This window comes from Eikenella sp. NML03-A-027 (assembly GCF_001648395.1).
GTDB classification, from domain to species: Bacteria; Pseudomonadota; Gammaproteobacteria; order Burkholderiales; family Neisseriaceae; genus Eikenella; species Eikenella exigua.
The window spans coordinates 55,971-80,815 of the sequence record NZ_LXSM01000016.1 but is presented as its reverse complement, the minus strand read 5'-3'; the positions used below and the strand labels follow the sequence as shown (position 1 = coordinate 80,815).

Genomic DNA, 24,845 nt, shown 5'->3' with positions numbered 1-24,845 from the left:
TGAAAACCGATTTAGCTTCTTCAGGTAGCCTGTTTTTCAGCAAGAAAAAACTTGGTAATCATCTCCCCGCCGCAATACGAAGGCTACCTGAAATTTCAGGTAGCCTTTATGTACCACCCCCTTTGCCCAACCCTCTTCCCAAACAACACCCTGCCCTCCCCCCGCATTCAATTCTCACCCAATCCGCTATATAATGCCGTCATCCCAATTTCCATCTGAAACGCACACCATGAGCAAGCTCACCAAACCCATCGTCCTCCTCATTCTCGACGGCTTCGGCCACCGCCTCGAAGGCGACGACAACTCCGTCCTCCTCGCCAACACCCCCAATTTCGACCGCCTCAAAGCCCAATACGCCTACGGCACGATCGACGCCTCCGAACGCATGGTGGGCCTGCCCTCCGGCCAGTTCGGCAACTCCGAAGTGGGGCATTTGAATATCGGCGCCGGCCGCGTGGTGGCGCAAGACATAACGCGCATCGATATGGCCATCGAAAATGGCTCGCTCGCGCAAAACCCTGCCCTCACCGCCGCCTGGCAAAGCCCCACGAAAACCGTACACCTGCTCGGCTGCTTCTCCGACGGCGGCGTACACAGCCACATCAACCACTTCTTCGCCGTGGCCGACGCCGCCCTGGCCGCCGGTATGCAGAAAATCGTGTTCCACCCCTTCCTAGACGGCCGCGATACCCCGCCGCAAAGTGCGGAAGGCTACCTGAAAACCCTGCAAAGCTATTGCGAGCAACACCCACAAGTGAAAGTGGGCTGCGTGGTCGGCCGCTTCTTCGCCATGGACCGCGACAACCGCTGGGAGCGCGTTGAGCAGGCCTACAACGCCCTGTTCGGCCAAGCCCCGTTCCGCGCCGACACGCCGCTGCAGGCCCTGGCCGCCGCCTATGAACGCGGCGAACACGACGAATTCGTGCAACCCACCGTAATCGACCCCGCAGCCGCCCTGCACGACGGCGATACGGTTGTCTTCATGAACTTCCGCGCCGACCGCGCCCGCGAACTCACCCAAGCCCTACTGTTCGACGATTTCCAAGGCTTCCCGCGCCAACAGCGCTTCCGCCCCGGCTATTTCACCTCGCTCACCAGCTACGGCAGCCAATACCGCTTCCCCGTGCTGTTTGCCCAAGAAAGCATCCGCAACGGCCTGGGCGAATACCTGTCCGCCCAAGGCATCAGCCAGCTGCGCATTGCCGAAACCGAGAAATATCCGCACGTTACCTACTTCCTCAGCGGCGGCCGCGAAGAGCCCTATCCCGGCGAAGAGCGCATCCTCGTGCCCTCGCCCAAAGTCGCCACCTACGATTTGCAGCCCGAAATGAGCGCACCGCAAGTGTGCCAACACATCCTCGACAGCCTCGCCGCCAAGCGTTTCGATGTGATTCTGTGCAACTTCGCCAACGGCGACATGGTCGGCCACAGCGGTGTGCTGGCCGCCACCATCAAAGCAGTGGAAACACTCGACGACTGCGTGGGCAAAATCGTGGCCGCCGCCCAAGCAGCCGGCGGCGAAGTGCTGATTACCGCCGACCACGGCAACTGCGAGCAGATGTTCGACCCCGCCAACGGCCAGCCGCACACCCAGCACACCACCAACCCCGTACCCTTCCTGTATGTGGGCCGCCCCGCCCGCATCAAAGCCGGCGGCGCGCTGAAAGACATCGCCCCCACCCTCCTCGCCATGCTCGGCCTGCCCAAGCCGCAGGAAATGAGCGGCGAGAGCCTGATTGAGTTTGTTTGACCGCCCAGCAGCAGGCTACCTGAAAGCTTCAGGTAGCCTCCACCCGCCATGAGCTTCCTCACCATCCTCGCCCTCGCCTTCGGCATGTCTATGGACGCCTTCGCCGCCGCCATCGCCCAAGGCGCCGCCATCGGCACGCCCACCCGCCGAGGTACACTGCGTACCGCAGCCGTGTTTGGCAGTGTGGAAGCTCTCACCCCGCTCATCGGCTGGGCAATCGGCTCAGTGGCACAACGCTACATCGCCGATTGGGACCACTGGATCGCCTTCAGCCTGCTGCTCCTACTCGGCCTGCGCATGATTTACGGCGCGCTGCAGCCGGAACAGCCCGCCGGGGAACAATCTGCAGAGGCGAAGCCCGAAAGCGGCCAATCCGGCCGCCGCCCGCCCTCGCCGCTCATGCTCGTCGCCATTGCCTTCGCCACCAGCATCGACTCCATGATCGTCGGCGTCGGCCTGGCCTTCCTCGAAGTCAACATCCTGCTCACCGCCCTCACCATCGGCCTGGCCACCACCATCATGGCCGCCCTCGGCCTGCGCTTGGGCAGCCTCCTGGGCAGCGCCATCGGCAAACGCGCCGAAATCCTCGGCAGCCTCATACTCATCGGCATCGGCACACTCATCCTTGCCGAACACCTCCATTTCCTCTAAACCCTTTTCAGGTAGCCTCTCCCTTTTCAGGTAGCCTCATGAACCCCAGTAAAATCCTCATCCTCCTCGCCCTCCTCTGCAGCGCCCTGCCCGCCGCCGCCGCACCCAAAGACGACCTGCGCCAAGTGCAGCGCGCCATCGGCGAGAGCAACCGCAAACTCCAACAGCAGCAAAGCGAACAACGCCAGCTGCAAAGCAACATCCGCCAAACCCAAAGCGAACTCGACACCGTGCGCCGCGAGCTCGACCGCCTCACCCGCAGCCGCCAAACCGCCTGGCGCGAGCTGCAAGCCATGCAGGCCAAGCTCGACAGCCTGCAAACCCGCATCCAAAACACCCAAGCCCAAGCCGCCCGCCTGCTCAACAGCCGTTATCGCAATCAGCAGCCCAACGCCGTAACCCTGTTTCTGCAAAACGCCGACCCCCAGCAGAAAGGCCGCCACCTCGAATACCTGCGCCACCTCAACCAAGCCAACGCCGAAGCCCTCACCCAGCTGCAACACAACCGCCAAGAGCTCAAACAGCAGCAAGACAGCATCAACGAGCAGCTGAAGCGGCTCGACGCCCTCAAACGCCAACAGCAAACCACCGCCGCCCGCCTCGGCCGCCAACAGCAACAGCAGCAACGCCAACAGCAAAGCCTCGAGCAAGACATCAGCCGCGAAACCGCCAAGCTGCAAACCCTGCGCCAAAACGAAAGCCGCCTCAACGGCCTCATCGCCAGCCTCAGCCGCCGCTCCGCCCAACGGCAGGAAGCCGAACGCCAGCGCCGAGCCCAAGCCCTGCGCCAACGCCGCCCGCAGCAAGCCCAAAACGGCAACAAACCCACCCCACGCCCCCAAAGGCTACCTGAAAGCGAACGCAACGAAGCCCGTCACCACGACACCCCAACACCAGAAAACCCCAACCGCAACACCCTCACCGCCGAAGACCTCGCCCTCGAAGCCCCCGAAGCCCAAGAGCCGCAAAGTCACGGCTTCAGCCGCATGCAAGGCCGCCTGCAACGCCCTGCCAGTGGCAGCATCAGCGGCCGCTTCGGCCAAGCCCGTCCCGGCGGCGGTACCTGGAAAGGCCTCTTCATCAGCACCCCGCCCACCGCCGTGCGCAGTATCGCCGAAGGTGAAGTCGCCTACGCCGCCCCACTGCAAGGCTACGGCAACACCGTCATCGTCGACCACGGCAGCGGCTACCTCAGCATCTACACCGGCCTCTCCCAAATCAGCGCCGGCGCAGGCAGCCGCGTATCCGCCCGCCAAACCATCGGCCGCAGCGGCAGCCTCCCCGACGGCGAAAACGGCCTCTACTTCGAAATCCGCTACCGTAACCAAGCCATGAATCCCACTTCATGGGTAAATTAATCAAACCAAACAGTCGACCTTTAGCTTTGCAGAAACCTCGCTGCGCTACATTTTCAGGCAGCCTCCACTCACACAGAACCTGCTAAAATTCCCCATTTAGCATTTATTTACCCCCACCCCCTTGCTGGAACAAGAAAATTTGCCTAAAGTTCAATCTGGCTGAGCAGCAGGCTACCTGAAAACCAAATAGCCCCGCCACTGCAAACCATCCCAGCCACCTAATCAGCAAACTGAAAGACAAAAACCCATTATGTCCAACAACACCTTCAAAAAAATCGCCCTCTACACCCTGGGCACCTTCACCGGCATCGCCGTGAGCCTGAGCATGCAGAGCTTTGCCGAAACCCGCAGCCAGCAGCCCCTGCCCGTGGATTCCCTGCGCACCATGGCCGAAGTGTACAGCCAGGTGAAAGCCAACTACTATCAAGACAAAACCGACGACGAAATCCTCGAAGGCGCGCTCAAAGGCATGGTTGCCCACCTCGATCCGCACTCCGAATACATGAACACCAAAGACTATGCCGACCTGCAGGAAAATACTAAAGGTGAATTCGGCGGCTTAGGCATGGAGGTCAGTTCTGAAAATAACTTCATCAAGATCGTTGCCCCGATTGAAGATACGCCGGCCGAACGTGCCGGTATCCAAAGTGGCGACTACATCATCAAAATCGATGATGCCTCCACCCGCAACATGAGTGTAAACGATGCCGTGAAGCGCATGCGCGGCGAGCCCGGCACCAAAATCACCCTTACCCTCACCCGAAAAGACGCGCCCCAGCCCATCGTGGTTACCCTTACCCGCGCCATCATCAAAGTGCGCAGCGTGCGCCACGACCTCATCGAGCCCAGCTACGGCTACCTACGTATCAGTCAGTTCCAAGAACGTACCGTGCCTGCTATGGTTGAGGCTCTGCAAACTATGCGCCGCACCAACGGCGGCCCTCTCAAAGGCCTCGTCATCGACCTGCGCGACGACCCTGGCGGCCTGCTCAATGGCGCAGTGGGCGTATCTGCCGCCTTCCTGCAAAATGGCCAGCTCGTGGTGAGTACCAAAGGCCGCAACGGCAAAGAAAACATGAATCTCAAAGCCCAGCCCGCCGACTACCAAATCGGCAGCAGCAAAGACCCTCTTGCTGGCCTGCCTGCCGAATTTAAAACCATCCCCATCACCGTGTTGATTAACTCCGGCTCCGCCTCCGCCTCCGAGATCGTGGCCGGCGCCCTGCAAGACCACAAACGCGCCGTGATTGTGGGCACCCAAAGCTTCGGCAAAGGCTCCGTACAATCCGTGATGCCCCTTTCCAATGGCGGCGCGCTGAAGATCACCACCCAGCTCTACTACACCCCCAGCGGCCGCTCCATACAAGCCCAAGGTATCATGCCCGACGTGGAAGTGGCTGATAAAACCCGCCGTTATGAAAGCCGCGAAGCCGACCTCTCCGGCCACCTGAGCAACCCCAACGGCGGCCACGAAGTGCGCGGCCGTGCACTGAACAACCACAGCGCCGAAAACAAAGCCGCCTCCGAGCCCGCTGCCAAAGACGAGGCCGACAACAACCCCGCCACTCGCTACAAACCCGATCCGGCCAAAGACGACCAATTGCGCCGCGCTTTGGAACTGGTGAAAGCTCCACAACAATGGCGCGCCTCCTTGGGCCAGGCCGCTACCCGCCCGGCCAAACCGATTGAGCACTAAGCGGATTAAGCAAGCAAAAAGGCTACCTGAAAATATTTCAGGTAGCCTTTTATATTGCGCTTGCACCACAGTGTTCGGAAATAGCCAAGGCACTTCTCTTCATGAGGCATTAGCTCATCCTACTACTGCCATATTGTCTGCAGCTCGCCGTCTTGTGAAAAATGTGTTCCGGCTAGAGATTGAAACATGAGAGACCGATTGAAACTTTGTTGGTACTTACTCTTTCAGGTAGCCTTTGCTGTGGCATAGAGGCTACCTGAAAATAATCCGGCATCGGTGCGGCAATACCGCCCGGCTGCGAACCGGCCTACGGGGCTGCCGTTTTAGCTTCGCAAAAACTCAGTTTGGGCTGCGCCCAAACATCGTTTTAACTGCGTTGAAGCTGCGCTTTCAGGTAGCCTTCTGCTGCGCTATTTCTGCCAATATGCCTTCACGTTCACAAATTCATACAAGCCAAATTCGGAAAGTTCGCGCCCGAAGCCGGAGTCTTTCACGCCGCCGAAGGGCAGGCGCAGGTCGCTGCTGGTGTGGCGGTTGATGAATACGCTGCCGGCTTCGATTTGCTGGCCAAGCTCCCAGGCTTTGTCGAGGTTGGCGGAGTAGATACTGGCACCGAGCCCGAAGGGGTTGTCGTTGGCCAGGCGCACGGCGTCGGCAGCATCGCGGGCGTGGAAAATGCCCACGGCGGGGCCGAACACTTCTTCACGGTACATGCGGCAGGCGGGAGTGATGTTGTCGAGCACGGTGGCGGGGTAGAAAGTGGTGTCGGCTTCGTTGGGCAGCTCGCCGCCGAGCAGCAGTTTGGCGCCGTGTTCGAGCGCGTCTTGCACTTGTTCGTGCACTTGCAACTGCAGGTCTTTGCGGTGCAGCGGGGCGAGGGTGGTGTCGGGATCGAGCGGACAGCCGGGGGTGAGGCGGCGGCAGTGTTCGAGGAAGAGGCGGGTGAATTCTGCGGCGATGCCTTTGGTGAGGATGATGCGTTTGCCGGCGTTGCAGGATTGGCCGGCATCGCGGAAGCGGGCGTAGCAGGCATCGGCGGCGGCTTGGGCGATGTCGGCATCGTCGAGCACGATGAAGGCGTTGCTGCCGCCGAGTTCCATCACGGATTTTTTCAGATGGCTTCCGGCGTAGCCGGCCAGGCGGCGGCCGACGTCGGCAGAGCCGGTAAAGGCCAAGGCATCGGTTTTGGCAATGGCGTATTCCACATCTTCGTGTGCCAACCAAGTGGCTCGCCAGGGCAATTCGCTGCCAACAATATCAAACAAGGCGGCGGTTACACGAGCCACGCTGGGCGCGGGTTTCACCAAACAGGCATTGCCGGAGCAGAGGGCTGGCACGGCAAATCGGATAATCTGCCACACGGGGTAGTTCCACGGCATCACGGCCAGTACCACGCCCAAGGGCTCGAAGCGTACTTGGCTGAGGCTGGCCTGGGTGGCGATGGTTTGGTGTTGCAGAAGCTGGGGGGCGAGCTTCACATAATAGCGGATGAGGGAGACGGATTTGTCCATCTCGGCTTCGCATTCGCGCAGGCAGCGGCCGACTTCTTCGCAAATCATGCGGGCGAGCTTGGTTTTTTCGGCTTCGAGGCGGTCGGCAAAGGCAGCAAGCATAGCCACCCGCGCCTGTACGCCGGCAGCGGCAAAGCGGCGCTGGGCGGTGCGCATTTCGGCCAGGTTTTGGCTGAAGGCGTCCATGCTGTCGGCGGGGCGTTCGTATAGCAAGGTGTTGCTGACGACGTTTCGGCTATAGAACATGGTGTTTCCTTTCTCTATTTGCTTTGGATTAAATGGTTTTAGCGGGCAGCCCATGCAGCAGGCTACCTGAAAGCGCAGCTTTAACGAAGCTAAAACAAGCCCTGCTGGCTTCTGCGAAACTAAAACTTGATGCGATTGTTTTTATTATTTTTCTAAACTGCTTTGCCCTACTCTTTTTCGGCCACGACGAAGGCTACCACCGCGCCGTTGTCGTCGCTCAGGCTCAAATGCACCCGCCCGATACCTTGTTGGCGCAGCCATTCCTGCAAGGGCGGCTCCACCACGAATTCCGGGCGGCCGAGTTTGTCGTGGGCGATGGAAATGTGGTGCAGTGTTACCGGCGAGCGCAAGCCGGTGTGCACGGCTTTAGCAAAGGCTTCTTTGGCGGCAAACCGCTTGGCCAGGAAGTTTACCTTGTTGCCGACGGAGCGCCACTCCAAAAGTTCGATGCGGCTGAGCAGGCGTTCGGCCAATGCCTGGCCGTATTTGTCGTATAGCTGCTCGATGCGCTCGATACGCAGGATGTCGGTGCCGATGCCGTAGATCATTGAGTATTCCTGTTGTGCAAGATAGTGGGCGCATTGTAGCGCATTTTGGCTGCAGCCTTACAGGTGGGACGGCAGAGGCTTGCCGGGATTGGCATATTTTTCAGGTAGCCTCACAGCCGTTCTGCAAATCTTCCGCGCAAAACAAAGCCGCATCTATTTGCAAGATGCGGCAACGTTTATGCAGTAAGCGGCTTAGGCCATGGCTTTGATTTTGGCAGCCAAGCGGCTTTTGTGGCGGGCGGCTTTGTTTTTGTGGAACACGCCTTTGTCGGCGATGCGGTCCATCACTTTGGTGGCTGCCACGAATTCGGCTTGGGCGGCGGCTTTATCGCCACTTTCCACAACCTTCAAAACTTTCTTCACTGCGGTACGGAAAGCAGTACGCAGGCTGGCATTGTGTGCACGGTTTTTCTGCGACTGGCGGGCGCGTTTGCGTGCCTGGGCGCTATTGGCCATATGAAAAATCTCCTGATAAGTAAAATAAAATCCGTAAGCGCGGCATTTTACTGGCGATGTTGCCTAAATGCAAGCAGCCACGAGCTATTTTCGGCAAACGGCGGGTAAGTAGGGAAAGAACGTTTGCCTGATACAACAAAACCGATACGGCCTAGCGCATTTTCCAGCCAGCCTCCAAAGCCAAACCAAAGGCTACCTGAAACTTTAGTTACACCAAAATTCCGCCGTGCTGCGTTTCAGGTAGCCTTTGCAAACAACGCCTGCCCTACCCGACTATTTCTCGCGCCGGTAGAACCCGCTATCCATATATGCCGCCACACCCTCGCGCAGCAACACCAGCGTTACCGCGGCCAAAGGCAGCGCCAGCAGCATGCCCACAAAGCCCAGCAGGCTACCGAAAGCCATCAAGGCGAAAATCACCCAAAACGGCGAAAGCCCGATGCGGTCGCCCACAATCTTCGGCGTGATGAAGAAACTTTCCAAAAACTGCCCCACGGCAAACACTGCCCACACCGTAATCAGCCCCTGCCAAGTGCCAAACTGCAACAACGCAGCCATTGTGGCCAGCAGCAGGCCGGTGAACGCGCCCAAATAAGGCACGAACACCAACAGCCCGGCCACCATACCAATAGCAAAGCCAGATTCCAACCCAGCTAGCATCAGGCCCAAACCATAGAGCAGGCCCATAATCAACATTACAATCAGCTGCCCGCGCAAAAATTCGCCCAACACCGTATCCATATTACCGCCGATACGCGTATAAGCCGCCAGATAGCGGCGCGGAATCATGGTGTTAATTCCCTCTGCCCAGCGCGACCAATCCAGCAAGAAGTAATACAGCAAAAATGGCAGCACCATCAAATTACCAAAACTGGTTACCAAACTGCCGCCCTGTTCCAGCAAGGCTGGCAACGCCTTGGAAAGCCCTGCCTGAACGCTACCCACATGGCCGCTCAGCCATTTCGATACCGATTGGTCGTTTAACACCCAATGCGTGCCCAGCATATGATTAATCCAGGGCAGCGCCTTATTTTGCGCAAATGCCACCAATTCCGGCAGTTTATCCAGCAAACTGCCAAATTGCTGCACCAACATCGGCACCACAATCAACAGCAACAACACCAGCAGCAGCAACGCAAACACCATCACCAGCATCGCCGCCGTCGCACGCCGCACCCTGTGTCGGCAAAGCTTTTCCACCAGCGGGTTCAAAATATAGGCCAACACCGCAGCCGCCACAAACGGCGAAAGCACATCGCGCATCTGCACAATTAAAAGCACCACCACCAACAACAGCGATACCCCAACCACCCACGGCAGCCAGCCACGCTTCTTCGTTTTATACATACACAGCCTCGTTAATTCATCCGGCACACGCCGCGTCGCACGCATTATCCGGTGTCAACCCATAAAAAACAAATGATTTCACACACAATCAACAAGAAAGGCTACCTGAAACCACGCCCCCTTTTCAGGTAGCCTTTTGAGACAACTTGACTGCCCACCCCGCCATCGCTACATTCCTGCCATCCCATTCCCTCCCCGCACAAGCATGAACTACGCCCTCGATGCCATCTGGTGGCGGCTGAGCCACCCCGCCGTGCGCGACCTCGCCTCCCTACTCACCGCCCCGCCCCTATGGCACAGCGGCTGCGAGCTCCCCATCCTCCGACTGCTCGGCAGCCAAGGCTTCCGCTTCCTGCTCAGCCTCGACGACGCCCCTGCCCCACTGACGCAATGGCTCGAACAAGAAGCCCCCTTCGGCCACCGCCTAGGTCACTACGCCGAAAGCCTGCTCGCCTTCTGGCTGGCCCACGCCCCCCATTGCCAACTCATCACCCGCAACCACCCCGTCCGCAGCGAAAGCGGCCAAACCATCGGCGCCGCCGACTTCCTCTGCCTGCTCGACTCCGCCCTCTACCACCTCGAACTCACCTGCAAATACTACGGCGGCACAACGCCTGCCGACTTCCAAGGCCTCAACCCCACCGACACCCTGCTTGGCAAAGCCGCCAAACTGCAACAACAATGCCGCCTCTTCCGCACCCCTCAAGCCCGCGTCCAACTGCCCGCCCCACTCCAAGGCTACCTGAAAACGAGCGCAGCGAGTTTCTGCGAAGCTAAAACGAACGAAGCAAGCCCCCGCGAAGCCAATACGAGCAAAACAGATTGCCTCCAACCCAAAAACTTTAGCCAAGCCCTCAACACCGCCACCATCATCCGCGGCATCGGCTTCACTCCAAACGGCATCCTCAACGGCAGTCCCCTCAATCTCCTCGGCTGGAGCGGCCTCCTCCTCCCACAATGGGCAGACTCCCCCACCCAAGCCGCACAACGCTTCCACCCCCTGCCCCGACTCGCCTACCTCGCCCCCGCCCGCGTTCCGTTTGAGCAAACCATCAGTGCCGCCGAGCTTGCCTGTCAAGCCCACGGCCTCATCGCCGTGGTCGAACCGCGCCCCGACGGCATGTGGCACGAAACACAACGCCTGATGTGCCGCGGCTGAATAACAATACCGAACAACAAAAAGGCTACCTGAAACCATCCAAACAGTTTTCAGGTAGCCTTTCAAACGGGGCAGCATCAACCGAAGGTAAAACCGTTTAACGCGTTACCTCCACCCCCACACCCACTTTGCCATAAGGCGTAACGCTGCTATTGCCGTTGCCCAAATCTACCGAGCCGCGCGCACCCACATGGCCGTTGCCGCCGCTCACGCCCACGCCGGCACCGCAGGCCGACAACAGGGCAGCCAACACCGCCGCAGCGGCCAATCGATATGTTGCTTTCATGGTTTTTTCCTTTCATCCAATTGAATACAAAACAAGTATTTTCAAATAATAGCACAATCATTTTCAGGTAGCCTCTATGACACAGCAGGCTACCTGAAAGCCCCCGCTTCCACGAAATGAAAACGAAGTAGCCGAAGACGACGGGGTTCTACAAAACTAAAATCAGCCGCCCGCCTTATGCCCCTCTGCCACCCGCACATAATGCGCCGCCGAATAAGGCAGAAACGCCAGCTCCTCTGCCGTAAGCCGCCGCACTTGCTTTACCGGCGAGCCCACATACAAATAGCCGCTTTCCAGCCGTTTGCGCGGCGGCACCAAGCTGCCCGCCCCAATCATCACATCATCTTCAATCACCACATCATCCAACACAATACTGCCCATTCCCACCAACACACGGTTGCCAACGGTGCAGCCGTGCAGCGTAACATGATGGCCGATGGTGCAATCCTCGCCAATGATCAGCGGCGAACCTTCCGGCTTGCTGTCCGTTTTGTGGCTCACATGCAGCATCACATGATCTTGAATATTGCTGCCCCGCCCCACACGGATGCTGTTCACATCCCCGCGCAATACGGCAAACGGCCATACCGACACCTCCTCGGCCAACACTACATCCCCCGCCACCAAACATAGCGGATCGAGATAACAACTGCCATGCACCTGCGGCACGGTATCCAAATAAGGGCGGATATTGCTCATGGAAAACTCCTGGTTCGTATCAAGCCGCAAAGGCTACCTGAAAATCGGATGGAGGCAAAGCCGGGCTGTGGTTTTAGCTGTGTAGAAACTGAGCCGGCAGCATAACAATACCACCCTCCCCCATTGCCGCTCTATCCTGCCACAAAAGGCTACCTGAAACTTCCCCAGCCACCCAGCAGCAAACACACGCATTAGCGTTATAATTCCACCTTTGCCCGCGCTTTTTCAGGTAGCCTCATGGACATCATCCAATACCCCAACTCCCCCTTCAAACTCCACCAACCCTTCCCGCCCGCAGGCGACCAGCCCACCGCCATTGCCGGCCTGCTCGAAGGGCTTTCAGACGGCCTGGCCTACCAAACCCTGCTCGGCGTAACCGGTTCGGGCAAAACCTACACCATGGCGAACGTCATCGCGCAAAGCGGCCGCCCCGCCATCATCATGGCACACAACAAAACCCTTGCCGCCCAGCTTTATGCCGAAATGCGCGAGTTTTTCCCCGAAAACGCGGTGGAATATTTCGTCTCCTACTATGACTATTACCAACCCGAAGCCTATGTGCCCAGCCGCGACCTGTTCATCGAAAAAGACAGCGCGATCAACGAACACATCGAGCAAATGCGTCTTTCCGCCACCAAAAACCTGATGACGCGCGACGACGTGATTATCGTCGCCACCGTATCCGCCATTTACGGTATCGGCGACCCGACCGAGTATCAACAAATGGTGTTGTCCGTCAAAGAAGGCGACACCATCGAGCAGCGCGACATCATCGCCACGCTCGTTTCCATGCAGTACGAACGCGGCGATTTGGACTTCAAACGCGGCAGCTTCCGCGTACGCGGCGACGTGATTGACGTGTACCCCGCCGAAAGCTCCGAAAACGCCCTGCGCATCAGCCTGTTCGACGACGAAATCGACCGCCTCGATATGTTCGACCCGCTTTCAGGCAGCCTGCACCAACGCGTCGGCCGCTACACCGTCTTCCCGTCCAGCCACTACGTTACCCCGCGCGACACCGTCTTGCGCGCCTGCGAGTCCATCAAAGAAGAATTGCGCGAACGCATCGAATTTTTCGCCCGCGAACAACGCCCCGTCGAACAACAACGCATCGAACAGCGCACCCGTTTCGACCTCGAAATGCTCTACGAAATGGGCTTCTGCAAAGGCATCGAAAACTACTCCCGCCACTTCTCCGGCAAAAAAGAAGGCGAACCGCCGCCCACGCTGATGGACTACCTGCCAAGCAACGCCATCATGTTCATCGACGAAAGCCACGTTACCGTTACCCAAATCGGCGGCATGTACAAAGGCGACGCATCGCGCAAGCAAAACCTCGTCGATTATGGTTTCAGGTTGCCTTCCGCCCGCGACAACCGCCCGCTCAAATTCCACGAATTTGAAAAAGTCATGCCGCAAACCGTCTTCGTTTCCGCCACCCCCGCCAAATACGAAGAAGAACACGCCGGACAAGTGGTCGAACAAGTCATCCGCCCCACAGGGTTGGTCGACCCCAAAATCATCATCCGTCCCGTCGCCACCCAAGTCGACGACTTAATGAGCGAAATCAACGATCGCATCCAAAAAGGCGAACGCGTGCTCGTTACCACCCTCACCAAACGCATGGCGGAGCAACTCACCGACTATTACAGCGAACTCGGCATCAAAGTGCGCTACCTGCATAGCGACATCGACACCGTAGAGCGCGTTGAAATCATTAGAGATTTGCGGCTCGGATTGTTTGACGTGCTGGTCGGCATCAACCTCTTGCGCGAAGGCCTCGACATCCCCGAAGTCTCCCTCGTCGCCATCCTCGACGCCGACAAAGAAGGCTTCCTGCGCTCGCACCGCAGCCTGATTCAAACCATAGGCCGCGCCGCGCGCAACGTGAACGGCGTCACCATCCTGTACGCCGACAAAATCACCGACTCCATGAAAGCCGCCATCGACGAAACCGAACGCCGCCGCGAAAAACAGATTAAATTCAACGAAGAACACGGCATCGTGCCGCAGCAGATTAAAAAACAGGTCAAAGACATCATCGACGGCGTGTACCACGAAGAAGACGGCGGCAAAGGCCGTCTGAAAGGCAAGAACAAGGTTAAAGTCGGCGAGATTCACAACGAAGAAGACGCGATTAAAGAAATCGCCAAACTGGAAAAAGCCATGCAGCAGGCGGCTAGGGATTTGCAGTTTGAAGAGGCGGCGGTGTTGAGGGATAGGATTCGGGGGATTAAGGAGAATTTGTTGTTTGGTGCGGAATAGTTTTATATTTCTAGGAGTTGAGATGAATCATTTTATAAAGCTTAATTGTGAATCAAATGATACTTTGGCGAACATTTATAACTCATATCGTAACCGTACTCAATATGCGATGAATAATTTTATCATTCTAAGAGCAGTTAATGAATTATTATTAAGTATTAAAGACGTAAAATTAATACCGGGTAATATTTTAGATATTTTGAATAACTCACTAATAGCTAGCGATGATTTTGATCGAGATTGGACAACAACAACAGACATAAGAACAATTTGGCATGATGTTAAAAATGAAAAATTTATGAGCAATGTTTCTTATCCTGTTTTGGTGGAGTTAGTAGCATCGCTTGATGAAGCTATGGTAAAAATTACAGAATTGTATCTACCTAATATGGATTTAGCTAACATAAAGAAGAAAAAATATCAGACCTCAATATCATCCAAGGATATCGTCATTGATTCGAAAACATTAATTTATCCATATATTGTTTGTAGGCATTGTTGCAATAATACAAATGATTTGCCTTTATTATTTAGTGATAGACAGGTTATTCCATGGATAAATATGACTATAAAATTAAGGCATATGATTATTCATAACGATGCTAAATTTGATCAAAATGAAGAAAAAAACTTTACTCAAAAAAACCTCACTAATTTTGATGATAATGGATACTTAAAATTTGACAAAAATAAAATTGATGCAATATTTAATTATCATGCCAGTCATTTGGCAAATTTTATTTGCTGGTTGGATAGTAAAGCTACAATTTATTTGGGCACAGAGTTTAATCCTAAAGTGGAAACTAAAGACTTTAGAAAAGCAAACTTTTAGTAAGCGTAGCAAGCCATAGCCTGCATCCCACCAACCGTGTGCGTAGCTGCGTCACACAAGCCATGCGGTACGCACGCGTTCTTTGCCCCTTTTACATACTATATCTGAAATGCCGTTATCCAAAAACATATTCCGGCTATAAGTGAAAGCGGAGTCATCACATATTTTTCTTTTCTGCTTTTTGAAATCATGTTCATAATAGTATTCAAAGATAGGTAAGCGGCAAAGAAGAAACAAATATTTTTAGTAACCTTAAAAGAAAACCACAAGGGAATAAAACCTCCGGCTTGCAAAATAATTATCATTGCAAAAATTTGGATAGCCACCGAAATGGCTGCTACAACCCTAAATTTTTTAGGTAAGATTTTATGTTGTCCACCCATTGTAAATTCGCCCAAAGGCAAACCGCAAGCAACAAGCACTGTCATAGTTGCTATAACTCCAAATAATATTGCACCTAATATTGAAAACATAAATCAATATTCTCCCTTCGCAAAATACAAACGATTTCAATGAGCCGCAGCCTGCGTTCCCACCCGCCGTGTGCTTGGCTGTGCCACAAGCCTTACTACCTGCGAGCGGCACAAACTTTAAAACCGATATGTAGGGTGTGTGCGGTATACATGCGCTTTTTGCCGTTTAAACCATTGTTTCAAACTTTCAGACAACTTTAATATCTTAATTTTTATCAGATGCTTGTATCCGATAAGACCTTTAACAATTCTGTTATTGTAATCCATTGCCACCCTGTCTGAAATGTCAGCCTGACCTGTACTCAAACCCAAAAAAGCAGCCTGCACTTCCAAATTTCCAAAGTGCAAGCTGCTTTTCTGTTCGCGGCTTTACTGCTTATTCAATAACGACCCGCGCATTCAGCGGCTGTACAGGGCGGTTGTTGTGTGAACCAACGGCACGGGTGAATTTCTCCGCTTGCGCCTGGTCGATGTGGTCATAAGTTTTCAACACCAACCATGATACGCCCTCGGTGCATGGCGGTGTGGTCAGCGAACCGGCAAAGCGGTAGTATTGCAGGTTCCGCGGCAACAGTGATGCGGCATTGAACGGCTGATCCAGTTTCACTTTTCCTGCCGTCATCGGCATTGCGTTCCAGATGGAAGACAGGCGGTTGTTGGTTCTGCCGGCTTCATACAGTACTGCCAATACCAAAGGCTGTTTGTTTTCGTCCAAGTGGACGAAGTGGGCTTCCATCGGGAAAGTGCGGCCTTTGATTTGGTTTTCGCTCGGCACGTGGAAGTGGAACTGTTTCAGGGTGTAGGTACGGCCGTTCACAGTCAGGATGTTGCCGCCTTCAGGATAATTAACCTGGATGGTGTGACCGTTGTTTTCAACTTCTACGGCACTCGGACGGTAATTAACTTGAATGGCAGGCAGTCTGCCGGAAACGGTTTCGGTAATGTTTACAGGTGATTGGTTTTTGCCTGTGGAGCACAAACGGAATTCTTCAGACAGGTTGCCCCAGCTTTCGGGAGAGTCATGTCCGGTGTAGCCCCAATGGGTGTGGTCACCGTGTGCGGCAGCGGAAACAGCAGTACAGGCCAACAGCAGGAGAGCGGTCAGACGCGGTAAAGTGCGGGGGAAGCAAGGCATTGCAAGATCCTTTCTATTTAAGGAGTGGGAAAAGCATTGCGGTGCGTATGTAAATATTTTTATTTTTTATTGAAAGATAGCTATATTAAATAGTTCGGTCAAGCATTCCCGGCCATCAAACTATTAGAGCAATGAAGTTAAAGTGAATTCATTTCGCTATCATTCTACTTTATTTTGAATAACTGTTAGGCAGACTACCCTTATCCAACGAAACATTAATACCCGCGCCGAAGTGTTGAACTTGATTCAAAGAATGCACACCTGTATTTATTCACCCCACCTGGCAAAATACCGTTGTTATACCTTATCTCCCAAAGGCTACCTGAAATTTTCAGGTAGCCTTTATCCCTTCCTCTCCCTTGTCGCCAAAATACTCCCGCACCAAATCCAGCACATTCTCCAACAGCGGATCGTGCTGCCCCTCATGCCAGGCCAGGACCACGCTGGTGATTTGGATATCGTCGTTCAGCGGCCGCAACACGGCGTTATCGGGCAGGTAGCGTTCGGAAGACACCGGCACCAATGCCACTTCCTGCTCGCAACCGGCAAAGGCTACCTGTAAGGCGATAGAGCGCACTTCGTGCAGGATATTGGGCACAAAGCCGGCGCGTTGGCAGGCGGCAAGCAGGGCGTCGAAGGAATCGGGGCTGACTGCGCGCTCAAACATCACAAAGCCTTCGCAAGCCAGGTCTTTTAAATCGATCGATTCTCGTTTGGCAAAGGGATGGCTTTTCGGCAACACCACGGCTAGCTGCTCGCGGCGTAGGGTGTGCAGGCGGATGGTGCTGTCCCATGGAATTTCCAGGCGGGCGAAGGCGAGGTCAATGTCGCCCACTTGCAGCAGCGGCTCGGCGTCGCCGCTATCGATTTCGCGCACCCGCACGGTGAGTGTGGGATAGTGCCGGATGTGCTCAATGAGCGGCACCACCACTTCCAACAGCGCCACGGTAATCGCACCGATATGCAGAATGCCGCTATGGCCAGCGGCGATTTCCTGCACGGTGGTTTGCAGCTGCTGCATCTGCTCGGCAAATTTGCGCACGGCAGGCAGGATGGAATAGCCGGCAGCGGTGAGTTTGGTACCACGCCGCGAGCGTTCAAACAACACCATACCCAAGGTCTGCTCGAGCTGTTTGATATGTTCGGTGAGCGGCGGCTGCGACATATTCAGCTGTTCAGCGGCGCGCCCGAAGTGTTCTTCTTCGGCCACGGCAAAAAACATCCACAAATGGCGAATGAGGCGGAAATTTATCATCTATTTTACCTATCACAGGCTTCCTTAAGCAGTATTCTAATCAAGAAACCAGTTGTAATAGTATGGCCACCTGAGTATTTGGGAGTATATAAATGTTCGGTATTATTAATTTTTCTGCTTATTTGCTAGCCGTTTTGCTGCTGGTGTTGCTGCCCGGACCGAATATGATTTACTGCTTATCAGTGGTCAGGCAATACGGCACCAAAACAGGTTGGAGTGCCTTCGCCGGTATCTTTGTCGGCAATGGTGTGTTGATTGTGGCTTCCACTTGCTGCAACTGGCCGGTGGCGCATACTTAGCCTATTTGGGCATCATGCTGTTACGCAAAGGTTGGCTCAAACTGCATCATGCTGCCGAAGGCACCCTGCTGCAAGTGTTCCGCAAATCGCTCACCATTTCCTTGCTCAATCCGCAAAGCCTGCTGTTTTTCCCAGCCATCATGGTGCAGTTTGTCGATATCCGCTATGAACACCCGCACCTGAGCTTCCTGCTCTTGGGCGGCACCTTCCAGCTGTGCAGCCTGCTGTGCATGGGTATGCTGATTCTGATGGCTAACTCGGTTGGCCGTGTGGGCACCAAATACAGCCGTGTGGCTGTGTTCGGTAAAAGTGGTACCGGCGCTCTGTTTATCTTCTTCGCGGCCAAACTGTGGCTGGCCACCGCCATCGTCTAAACTCAATCCTAACTTGCTGCTTCAGGCTACCTGAAACAGTGTGCCGCACTTCCACACCAAACTCCTATCCGCAACAGCCACGATTTTTCAGGTAGCCTTTTTTTGCGGACAGCAGATACCGCTTCCACCATTTTCAGGTAGCCTGTCTTTTACACAAAGAGGCTACCTGAACACTATCTGCCCAACTCTTTTTTCCAATACCGATTATTTTTCAGCTAGCCTTCTCCCCAGCCAAGGCTACCTGAAAACCTGCTAGAGTCTGCTGACAGCTACTTTTCCAAGCGGATTTTTGCCCCAAAGGCGGCAGATTCAAGGCGGAAACCGCAGTAAGGTTGGACACCTTGCGAGAATTTCCAACGCGGAAGATGCCGCCTTTGGGGCAAAAAGACGCGGAAACCAGCAGTTGTCAACAGCCCCTAAGCTATTGCTGCCAATCCGCTTTAGGCTATAATCATCATTTTTCATTATCTTCCGGTTTCCTTTTGAAATTCGCTACCCGCTTGCGCCGCGCGCGCCGCTACCGACCTTATCAGCCGAAGGCGGTAATGCCGGCACACTATATTTCCTGCCATTCCTGCGGGCTTGAGCTGCGCCTGCCGCCGCTCAAGCCGGGGAAAGCGGCGTTTTGCCCGCGCTGCGGCCATCCGCTGGCGCGTGTGGAAACCAACCCGTTTCTGCTGCCACTGGCGCTGGCTTTGGCTTCGCTGGTTATGCTGGCGGTGGTGTTTTCCGGGCTGTATATGCATGTTACGGTGTTGGGCCTAGAGGTGCCGCTCACTATGCCGGAAATGATGAAGGTGCTGATTTTGCAGAAATCCGGCTTTTTGGCCGAGGTGATGTTTGTGCTCACCTTCGGCGCGCCGTTTTTCTTCTGCCTGCTGTGTTTGTATGTGTATGGCGGGCTGCTGTGGGGCAAGCCGCCGCCTGGTGTGCTGCGGGCCACGCGCTGGCTGGTGCGGCTGCGCGGCTGGATGATGGTGGATGTGTTTTTTATTTCCACGCTGGTGGCCTACATCAAGCTAGGCAAAGTGGCGGAAGTGTATTTCGGGCCGGCGTTTTATTTGATGTTTGTGCTGTCCGTGCTGCTTATCCGCACTGCGCTTTCCGTGCCGGAGCATTGGGTGTATTACCAAATCCAGCGGCTGCGTGGGGATAAGGATTTGGTGCGACCAGAAGGCGGCTCGGTGTTTTGCGGCAAGTGTTTGTTTGAGCGGCCGGCACACGAAACCGAATGCGAAATTTGCGGCTCGGGGCTGCACAAACGGCGGCCAAACAGTCTGAGCTTGAGCTTGGCACTATTGATTACTTCTGTGATTTTGCTGCTGCCGGCCAATCTGATGACGATTATGGTGTCGTCCAACCCCACGGTTATCGAACGCAGCACGATTTTCAGCGGCATCCAGTTTATGTGGCGCGACGGCGACCACTACATTGCCATGATTATTTTCAGCGCCAGCATTATGGTGCCGTGGCTGAAGATCATCGCCATGGGCGTGCTGCTGTATGCGGCGAAGTTCGGCACCAAGATGGCGCCGCAGAAGCTTTCCAAGCTGTATTTGCTTACGGAATCCATCGGGCGTTGGTCGATGATTGATATTTTCGTCATCATCATGCTGATGTCCACTTTCCGCACGCACATGGCGCGAGTTGTGCCCGGGCCGGCGGCGCTGTATTTCTGCTTGGTGGTGCTGCTCACCATGCTGTCGGCACATTTTTTCGACCCGCGCCTGATGTGGGACAAAGCTGCCCAGCGCAACACAAAGGCTACCTGAAACCATTAGGGCTGCCCGAACCATTTTCAGGTAGCCCCAACGCAGCATAGGCTACCTGAAAACCTCTTCCATAAAACGCAAATCACACAATGAATAAACCTTCTTCCACACGCGAACCACAGGCAAAAATCCGCCGCAACCGCAGTTTTTCCTTTATGGTTTGGCTGATTCCGCTCATTGCCCTCTTCACCGGCGGCTGGCTGCTGTTCGACCACATCCGCAACACCGGCCCGGAAGTCACGCTGTATATGAGTAATGCCGAGGGCATTGAAGTGAATAACACCGTGATTAAGGTGTTGGATGTAGACGTGGGCCGCGTTACCGCCATCCACCTGCGCCCTAGCCAGGAAGGCGTAGCACTCACCGCCCAGCTCACCGGCGAAGCTAAAGACATGATCCGTAAAGACAGCCAATTTTGGATGGTGAAACCGCGCGTGGACCAAAGCGGCATCACCGGCTTGAGCACGCTCGTGTCCGGCTCGTATATCGCCCTGATGCCCGGGAAAAGCCCGGAAGAAGCACGCGAATTCACCGTGGCCGATGTGCCGCCCGTGTCTGCCTTCTCCCAAGGCGGCCTGCGGTTGCGCTTAAAAGGCGGCAGCAGCAAAATTCTTAGCGGCGGCAGCCCGGTGATGTACCGCGACATCGTGGTGGGCATCGTAGAGGGCGCGAAATTCGACCCCGTGTCTAAAACCACCGACTACCAAATCTTCATAGGCAGCCCCAACGACAAACTCATCGGCAACAACGTGCGCTTCTGGCTGCAAAGCGGCCTCAAAATCGAGCTCGGCGGCAGCGGCCTCAAAGTGGACACTCCTTCCCTGCCCGCCCTGATTTCCGGTGCCATCGCCTTCGACGACCCGCCCGGCGGCAACAAAGGCAGCCAAGTAGGCAACAACACCCTCTTCCCCCTCTACGACAGCCGTGCCGACGTGGACAACCAAGCCGACGCACGCTCGCTGTATTATGTGGTCTTCTTCAAACAAAGCGTGCGCGGCCTAGCCGCCGGCGCGCCCGTGGAATACAAAGGTATCCCCATCGGCACGGTAACTGATGTGCCCTATTTCAGCCGCAACGACAGTCTCAACCTGTTCGATAACGGCTGGATTCCCGTGCGCATCCGCATCGATCCCTCCCGCCTCGAAATCAACGCCGACAGCCAAAGCAAAGAAGCCTGGGCCGACCAAATCAGCCGCGCCCTCAATAAAGGCCTCAGCGCCACCCTTTCCAGCAACAACCTGCTCACCGGCTCCCTGTTTGTCGAGCTTTCCGAAGCCCCCGGCCAAAGCGTGCTCAAACCCGCCGCCAGCTATCAGGGCAACACTGTGATTGCCAGCCGCAACGGAGGCAGCCTGGGCGATTTGCAGCAGCAGGTATCCGCCCTACTCGATAAATTCAACCGCCTGCCGCTGGATAAAACCGTACGCGAACTCAACGGCAGCCTAACCGAGCTGAAAGGCACGCTCGCCCAAGCCAACCGCCTGCTCGGCCAGCCGCAAACCCAACAGCTGCCCGGCGAGCTCAACCGCACCCTGGCCGAACTGCGCACTACCCTGCAGGGCGTATCCCCGCAATCGCCCGTGTATGGCGACGTGCAGAAAACCCTGCGCAGCATCGACCGCACCCTGCAACAGGCCGCGCCCGTGCTCAACACCCTCAAAGAGCAACCCAACGCCCTGATTTTCAACTCTTCCGCCACCGACCCTACCCCGAAAGGAAGTCGCTGATGTCCTTGTTTGCCAAACTGTCCGCTGCCGCCACAGCCCTGCTGCTGGCTGCCTGTGCCTCTACCCCCGCTACCCAGTATTTCAGCCTGCCCGACAGCGCCTTCGTGCCGCCCGCCGGCCAAAGCAGTGGCCAAACCGCCGTGCAAATCATCCTGGCCGAGCCGCTCGGCCAAGGCGGCCTCGTTTACCAAACCGACGCCCACCGCCTCAACTTCGCCCGCCACCACCTATGGGCCGCCCCGCTGGATCAAAGCCTTGCCGCCGCCTTCAGCAACCGGCTCAACCGCCACGGCAGCGCCCGCTTCGTGCCCTACGGCCGCGGCAACGGCCTGCCCGTGCTCAAGATTTATATCGAACAATTCCAAGGCAGCTTCCAAGGCCACACCCTCGTGAGCGGCTATGCCCAATGGCCGAACGGCCGCACCACCCCATTCAACATCAAAACCCCGCAGCAAGGTGACGGCTACTCCTCCATGGTGGAATCCCTATCCCAAGGTCTAACCCGTGCTGCCGACACCGTAGGCGACCACTAAATACCACGCCGCAGACATCAGTAAAAAGCTACCTGAAAACTAGAGCAGCGGGCATGAAGCGCAGGCTATTGGACAAAGCGGCATTTACTCGGCGGCTTTTTTATTGCCTTCCACCACCACGGTGAGCTTGCCGGTAGCAGGGTGGATAGCCAAGCCGCATACGGCGATGCACTCAGACATCAGCAGGTGTTGTTTGATGGACTTCACGGTTGGCGTACGCTGTCGTCAGCATTATCGAAGCCGGTGAGTCAGACGTCTAAGTCAATACCAGTATGACATAGGATGTTGGTGTTCGCCTCCGGAATGCTGGCGGCGCGGGCCTTATTAAACGGGCGATTGGGAGAAAAGCCGCACATGCTGCAGTCATGATGCACCACCACCATGATTTCTTCCACATCTAAATCAAACACAACCACCAAGAGTCTGCGTATTCCTGAACCCCACGGGTGCAGCACTATAGCGCCGGTATTACGGATAACTTTGCCATCGCCGTTTTTCAAGTTTAAGGCGGCATACAGCAGCTCGAAAAATACGTATATCCATGCAGGATAGGATGGCCAGTTTCTTTTCAGGGTATTTATTGCTGAAAAATTCTACGCATTCGCCGCTTTCAACGAAGTGTTTGTTGTGTTTTATAGTTTCATCAAGTAGGTTCATGAAAGCTCCCTTCATAGCTGGGATGGAGCTGCAAAGTAATACGGATAAGTAATGTTCAATATATACCAGAGGAGTAAATCATTTCTGCATTCTATTTATAATGTGCTCCTTAATATAGTCTTCCCAAGTAGGATGAAGACGCCGAACTACAGACAAAAAACAGTAGCAAGACAAGGCAACACCGTATCATTCCTATTCTGGATGGCTATACAAACAGGCTACCTGAAACGATTTTCAGGTAGCCTATGGAGCAAAATCTACTCAGATTAAGAGCGGATGCCGGATGCTTTCACGCTGTCAACGTAGCCATGGTCGTTAATACGGATGTGGCGGAACAACCAGCCTTCACATAAAGTAATTACTTCATCCAAGGCTTCAAGGTCGCCGTTGTGATAACGGGCTTGCAGGGTACTCATACGGTTTACGAAGTTTTGATGCACTTTTCTGTGCTGCTCTACCAGACGGTACTGTGCCTCCTCCAACATCATTTCTTCGTAGCTGAAGTGTTCTACGGTGTAGTCAATCAGGTGTTGGAGTTCCAGCTCGATAGCTTCTTTATCGTTAGCTTCTCTGGCATCATACAACTTATTAGTATAATTAACCAATTGGCGGTGTTGTGCATCGATATCGTCGAGTCCGGTGTCCAAATCGGAAGTCCAATATACGAAAGGCATGGTATATCCCTCATCAAGTAAACAAAAAATTGATCGCCGCGGCACTTAAACTTCCTCGCCAAGCAGCAACTTTTACATAAAACCGAAAATCCGCCAGCAAAATCCTGACAGGTGAAACAGATATGTAAGAGCTATCTAATTCCAAGCAAGTCTTATGCCAGTTTCCTCCCCTGCAATAAATAAACCTTTCTGCCGAAACAGAAAGGTTTATTTATTGCCAACTGAGTACCAACAAAACTGCCTGTAGGCAAGCTTAGCGGCTGCCGTAGCCGTCTACTTGGATCTCCACACGACGATTGGGCTGCAGGCAGGTGATCAGCTGGTTGCGTCCACCGTGGTTATCGCACTGCTTAACTGGCTGGGATTCGCCCATGCCAACTGCGTGGATTTTGTCAGCCGGCAAGCCTTGAGCTGCCAAATAACGGCGCACAGTTTCGGCGCGCTGCTGCGATAGATTTTGATTATAGGCATCTGAGCCGAGGTAATCGGTGTGGCCGATTACGGTGATGCTATTGAGCTGCTCGAAGTTTCTCAATTTAGCGGCCAATTCGCTCAGCTCTTCGCGTCCACGTGGTTGTAAATCATATTCGCCGCTACGGTCGAACGCAAATAATACATCTGCACTCAGCGTGTAGCGGTGCTGCTGTTGTGCAGGGGCTGCAGACTCTTGTGATAGTGGTGGGCAGGTGGCGTTTTCGGGATCAACAGCGTGCCAGTAGGTTTCGTTGCTGAACACGTTTTTGTCGAACAACACTTTAAATTGGCAAGTAGTTACGCCATTGGTACCTTGGCCGGGAGTATGGAAGTGGAACAGGTAGTTCCATTCACGCGGACGCCACATTTCACCGTAGTGCGGACGGCCGATCAGGTAGTACAAATCGTCTTTGGTCAAGCCAGCTCTCACTTGGTTCAGACTGCCCAAATCAGGGAAGGTGCCACGGGTTTTATTGAGGGTTACCCGATCCCACTTTGGCCATACCGGCTGGTCAGTAGTACCGCTTGAGCTTACTCTTGTTAGTGAGGAACAGGCAGACAATACTATGGCGATAGTGGCCACAGCTGCTGTGCAACGGGCTACTTTAGCAAATTTCATAATTTTTTCCTTTGGGTTGTTTATTTTGGAGAATCCAGTAGGGCTACCT

General features: G+C 55.0%; 24 protein-coding genes and 1 pseudogene. 13 read left to right on the top strand and 12 right to left on the bottom strand.

What is annotated here, in order from left to right; translation table 11 throughout:
- The first annotated feature begins 51 nt into the window (after nucleotides 1-51).
- The 5 genes from A7P96_RS10740 (at nucleotide 52) to A7P96_RS05845 (ending at nucleotide 5,455) form a co-directional block, all read left to right on the top strand.
- Nucleotides 52-219 (top strand): hypothetical protein, encoded by a 168-nt coding sequence (locus tag A7P96_RS10740; protein WP_156496288.1) that lies wholly within the window; start codon nucleotides 52-54, stop codon nucleotides 217-219.
- Between the two features lie 10 nt (nucleotides 220-229).
- The gene (gene gpmI, locus A7P96_RS05860; RefSeq protein ID WP_067525508.1) at nucleotides 230-1,750 is read left to right on the top strand and encodes a 2,3-bisphosphoglycerate-independent phosphoglycerate mutase; all 1,521 of its coding nucleotides are present in this window, start codon (nucleotides 230-232) and stop codon (nucleotides 1,748-1,750) included.
- 48 nt (nucleotides 1,751-1,798) lie between these two features.
- A complete protein-coding gene (locus A7P96_RS05855) occupies nucleotides 1,799-2,401 on the top strand; it encodes a manganese efflux pump MntP family protein (RefSeq protein ID WP_067525506.1) in 603 nt (200 codons plus the stop codon).
- A 38-nt stretch (nucleotides 2,402-2,439) separates the two neighbouring features.
- Entirely contained in the window at nucleotides 2,440-3,759 is a 1,320-nt protein-coding gene (locus A7P96_RS05850; protein WP_067525504.1) for a murein hydrolase activator EnvC, read from the top strand.
- A gap of 250 nt (nucleotides 3,760-4,009) precedes the next feature.
- Nucleotides 4,010-5,455, top strand: a complete 1,446-nt coding sequence (locus A7P96_RS05845) for a S41 family peptidase (RefSeq protein ID WP_067449223.1) — start codon at nucleotides 4,010-4,012, stop codon at nucleotides 5,453-5,455.
- Between the two features lie 410 nt (nucleotides 5,456-5,865).
- On the opposite strand, the gene A7P96_RS05840 is transcribed toward A7P96_RS05845, so the two are convergent.
- From A7P96_RS05840 to A7P96_RS05825, 4 genes are all read right to left on the bottom strand, one after another.
- Complete coding sequence (locus tag A7P96_RS05840) at nucleotides 5,866-7,212, bottom strand: aldehyde dehydrogenase family protein (protein ID WP_067525502.1); 1,347 nt, start codon at nucleotides 7,210-7,212, stop codon at nucleotides 5,866-5,868.
- 167 nt (nucleotides 7,213-7,379) lie between these two features.
- The gene (gene acpS, locus A7P96_RS05835; RefSeq protein WP_067438371.1) at nucleotides 7,380-7,760 is read right to left on the bottom strand and encodes a holo-ACP synthase; all 381 of its coding nucleotides are present in this window, start codon (nucleotides 7,758-7,760) and stop codon (nucleotides 7,380-7,382) included.
- Nucleotides 7,761-7,952: 192 nt separating this feature from the next.
- Nucleotides 7,953-8,216, bottom strand: coding sequence for a 30S ribosomal protein S20 (rpsT, locus tag A7P96_RS05830; protein WP_003823349.1), 264 nt, complete (start codon nucleotides 8,214-8,216; stop codon nucleotides 7,953-7,955).
- 273 nt (nucleotides 8,217-8,489) lie between these two features.
- Nucleotides 8,490-9,563 (bottom strand): AI-2E family transporter, encoded by a 1,074-nt coding sequence (locus tag A7P96_RS05825; protein ID WP_067525500.1) that lies wholly within the window; start codon nucleotides 9,561-9,563, stop codon nucleotides 8,490-8,492.
- Nucleotides 9,564-9,768: 205 nt separating this feature from the next.
- Here A7P96_RS05825 and A7P96_RS05820 point away from each other — a divergent pair, with 205 nt between their 5' ends.
- Nucleotides 9,769-10,722: a DUF1853 family protein gene (locus A7P96_RS05820; RefSeq protein WP_067525498.1), complete on the top strand. Its 954-nt coding sequence runs from the start codon at nucleotides 9,769-9,771 to the stop codon at nucleotides 10,720-10,722.
- Between the two features lie 97 nt (nucleotides 10,723-10,819).
- Here the strand turns inward: A7P96_RS05820 and A7P96_RS05815 are convergent, their stop codons facing one another.
- Together A7P96_RS05815 and A7P96_RS05810 are read right to left on the bottom strand one after the other, a co-directional pair.
- Nucleotides 10,820-11,008 carry a hypothetical protein gene (locus tag A7P96_RS05815; protein WP_067525496.1) on the bottom strand — a complete coding sequence of 63 codons (189 nt, stop codon included), beginning with the start codon at nucleotides 11,006-11,008 and terminating at the stop codon, nucleotides 10,820-10,822.
- Nucleotides 11,009-11,170: 162 nt separating this feature from the next.
- Entirely contained in the window at nucleotides 11,171-11,707 is a 537-nt protein-coding gene (locus tag A7P96_RS05810) for a gamma carbonic anhydrase family protein (protein WP_067525494.1), read from the bottom strand.
- 237 nt (nucleotides 11,708-11,944) lie between these two features.
- Here A7P96_RS05810 and uvrB point away from each other — a divergent pair, with 237 nt between their 5' ends.
- Both uvrB and A7P96_RS05800 read left to right on the top strand, forming a co-directional pair.
- Nucleotides 11,945-13,972, top strand: a complete 2,028-nt coding sequence (uvrB, locus tag A7P96_RS05805) for an excinuclease ABC subunit UvrB (protein WP_067525491.1) — start codon at nucleotides 11,945-11,947, stop codon at nucleotides 13,970-13,972.
- Between the two features lie 22 nt (nucleotides 13,973-13,994).
- Nucleotides 13,995-14,804: a hypothetical protein gene (locus A7P96_RS05800; protein ID WP_067525489.1), complete on the top strand. Its 810-nt coding sequence runs from the start codon at nucleotides 13,995-13,997 to the stop codon at nucleotides 14,802-14,804.
- Between the two features lie 98 nt (nucleotides 14,805-14,902).
- Here A7P96_RS05800 and A7P96_RS05795 read toward each other — a convergent pair whose 3' ends face one another.
- From A7P96_RS05795 to A7P96_RS05785, 3 genes are all read right to left on the bottom strand, one after another.
- The gene (locus A7P96_RS05795; protein WP_067525484.1) at nucleotides 14,903-15,277 is read right to left on the bottom strand and encodes a hypothetical protein; all 375 of its coding nucleotides are present in this window, start codon (nucleotides 15,275-15,277) and stop codon (nucleotides 14,903-14,905) included.
- Nucleotides 15,278-15,653: 376 nt separating this feature from the next.
- Nucleotides 15,654-16,412 carry a carbonic anhydrase gene (gene cah, locus A7P96_RS05790; RefSeq protein WP_067525481.1) on the bottom strand — a complete coding sequence of 253 codons (759 nt, stop codon included), beginning with the start codon at nucleotides 16,410-16,412 and terminating at the stop codon, nucleotides 15,654-15,656.
- Between the two features lie 331 nt (nucleotides 16,413-16,743).
- A complete protein-coding gene (locus A7P96_RS05785) occupies nucleotides 16,744-17,667 on the bottom strand; it encodes a LysR substrate-binding domain-containing protein (RefSeq protein WP_067525479.1) in 924 nt (307 codons plus the stop codon).
- Between the two features lie 92 nt (nucleotides 17,668-17,759).
- On the opposite strand from A7P96_RS05785, the gene A7P96_RS10970 reads away from it, so the two are divergent.
- The 5 genes from A7P96_RS10970 to A7P96_RS05760 all read left to right on the top strand — a co-directional run bounded on the left by A7P96_RS10970 (nucleotide 17,760) and on the right by A7P96_RS05760 (nucleotide 22,372).
- The gene (locus A7P96_RS10970) at nucleotides 17,760-17,966 is read left to right on the top strand and encodes a hypothetical protein (RefSeq protein ID WP_067525477.1); all 207 of its coding nucleotides are present in this window, start codon (nucleotides 17,760-17,762) and stop codon (nucleotides 17,964-17,966) included.
- Between the two features lie 14 nt (nucleotides 17,967-17,980).
- Nucleotides 17,981-18,340 carry a LysE family transporter gene (locus A7P96_RS05775; protein WP_231863644.1) on the top strand — a complete coding sequence of 120 codons (360 nt, stop codon included), beginning with the start codon at nucleotides 17,981-17,983 and terminating at the stop codon, nucleotides 18,338-18,340.
- A gap of 545 nt (nucleotides 18,341-18,885) precedes the next feature.
- The gene (locus A7P96_RS05770) at nucleotides 18,886-20,112 is read left to right on the top strand and encodes a paraquat-inducible protein A (protein WP_156496287.1); all 1,227 of its coding nucleotides are present in this window, start codon (nucleotides 18,886-18,888) and stop codon (nucleotides 20,110-20,112) included.
- 89 nt (nucleotides 20,113-20,201) lie between these two features.
- Entirely contained in the window at nucleotides 20,202-21,839 is a 1,638-nt protein-coding gene (pqiB, locus tag A7P96_RS05765; RefSeq protein WP_067525473.1) for an intermembrane transport protein PqiB, read from the top strand.
- Nucleotides 21,839-22,372 carry a membrane integrity-associated transporter subunit PqiC gene (locus tag A7P96_RS05760; RefSeq protein ID WP_067525471.1) on the top strand — a complete coding sequence of 178 codons (534 nt, stop codon included), beginning with the start codon at nucleotides 21,839-21,841 and terminating at the stop codon, nucleotides 22,370-22,372. Before pqiB ends, A7P96_RS05760 begins: the two co-directional genes overlap by 1 nt.
- 84 nt (nucleotides 22,373-22,456) lie before the next feature.
- Here A7P96_RS05760 and A7P96_RS05755 read toward each other — a convergent pair.
- From A7P96_RS05755 to A7P96_RS05745, 3 genes and pseudogenes are all read right to left on the bottom strand, one after another.
- Nucleotides 22,457-23,029: pseudogene (locus A7P96_RS05755) on the bottom strand (beta-class carbonic anhydrase).
- Between the two features lie 266 nt (nucleotides 23,030-23,295).
- The gene (locus A7P96_RS05750; protein ID WP_067525469.1) at nucleotides 23,296-23,703 is read right to left on the bottom strand and encodes a bacteriohemerythrin; all 408 of its coding nucleotides are present in this window, start codon (nucleotides 23,701-23,703) and stop codon (nucleotides 23,296-23,298) included.
- 253 nt (nucleotides 23,704-23,956) lie between these two features.
- Nucleotides 23,957-24,796, bottom strand: a complete 840-nt coding sequence (locus A7P96_RS05745) for an OmpA family protein (RefSeq protein ID WP_067525467.1) — start codon at nucleotides 24,794-24,796, stop codon at nucleotides 23,957-23,959.
- Between the last annotated feature and the right edge of the window lie 49 nt (nucleotides 24,797-24,845).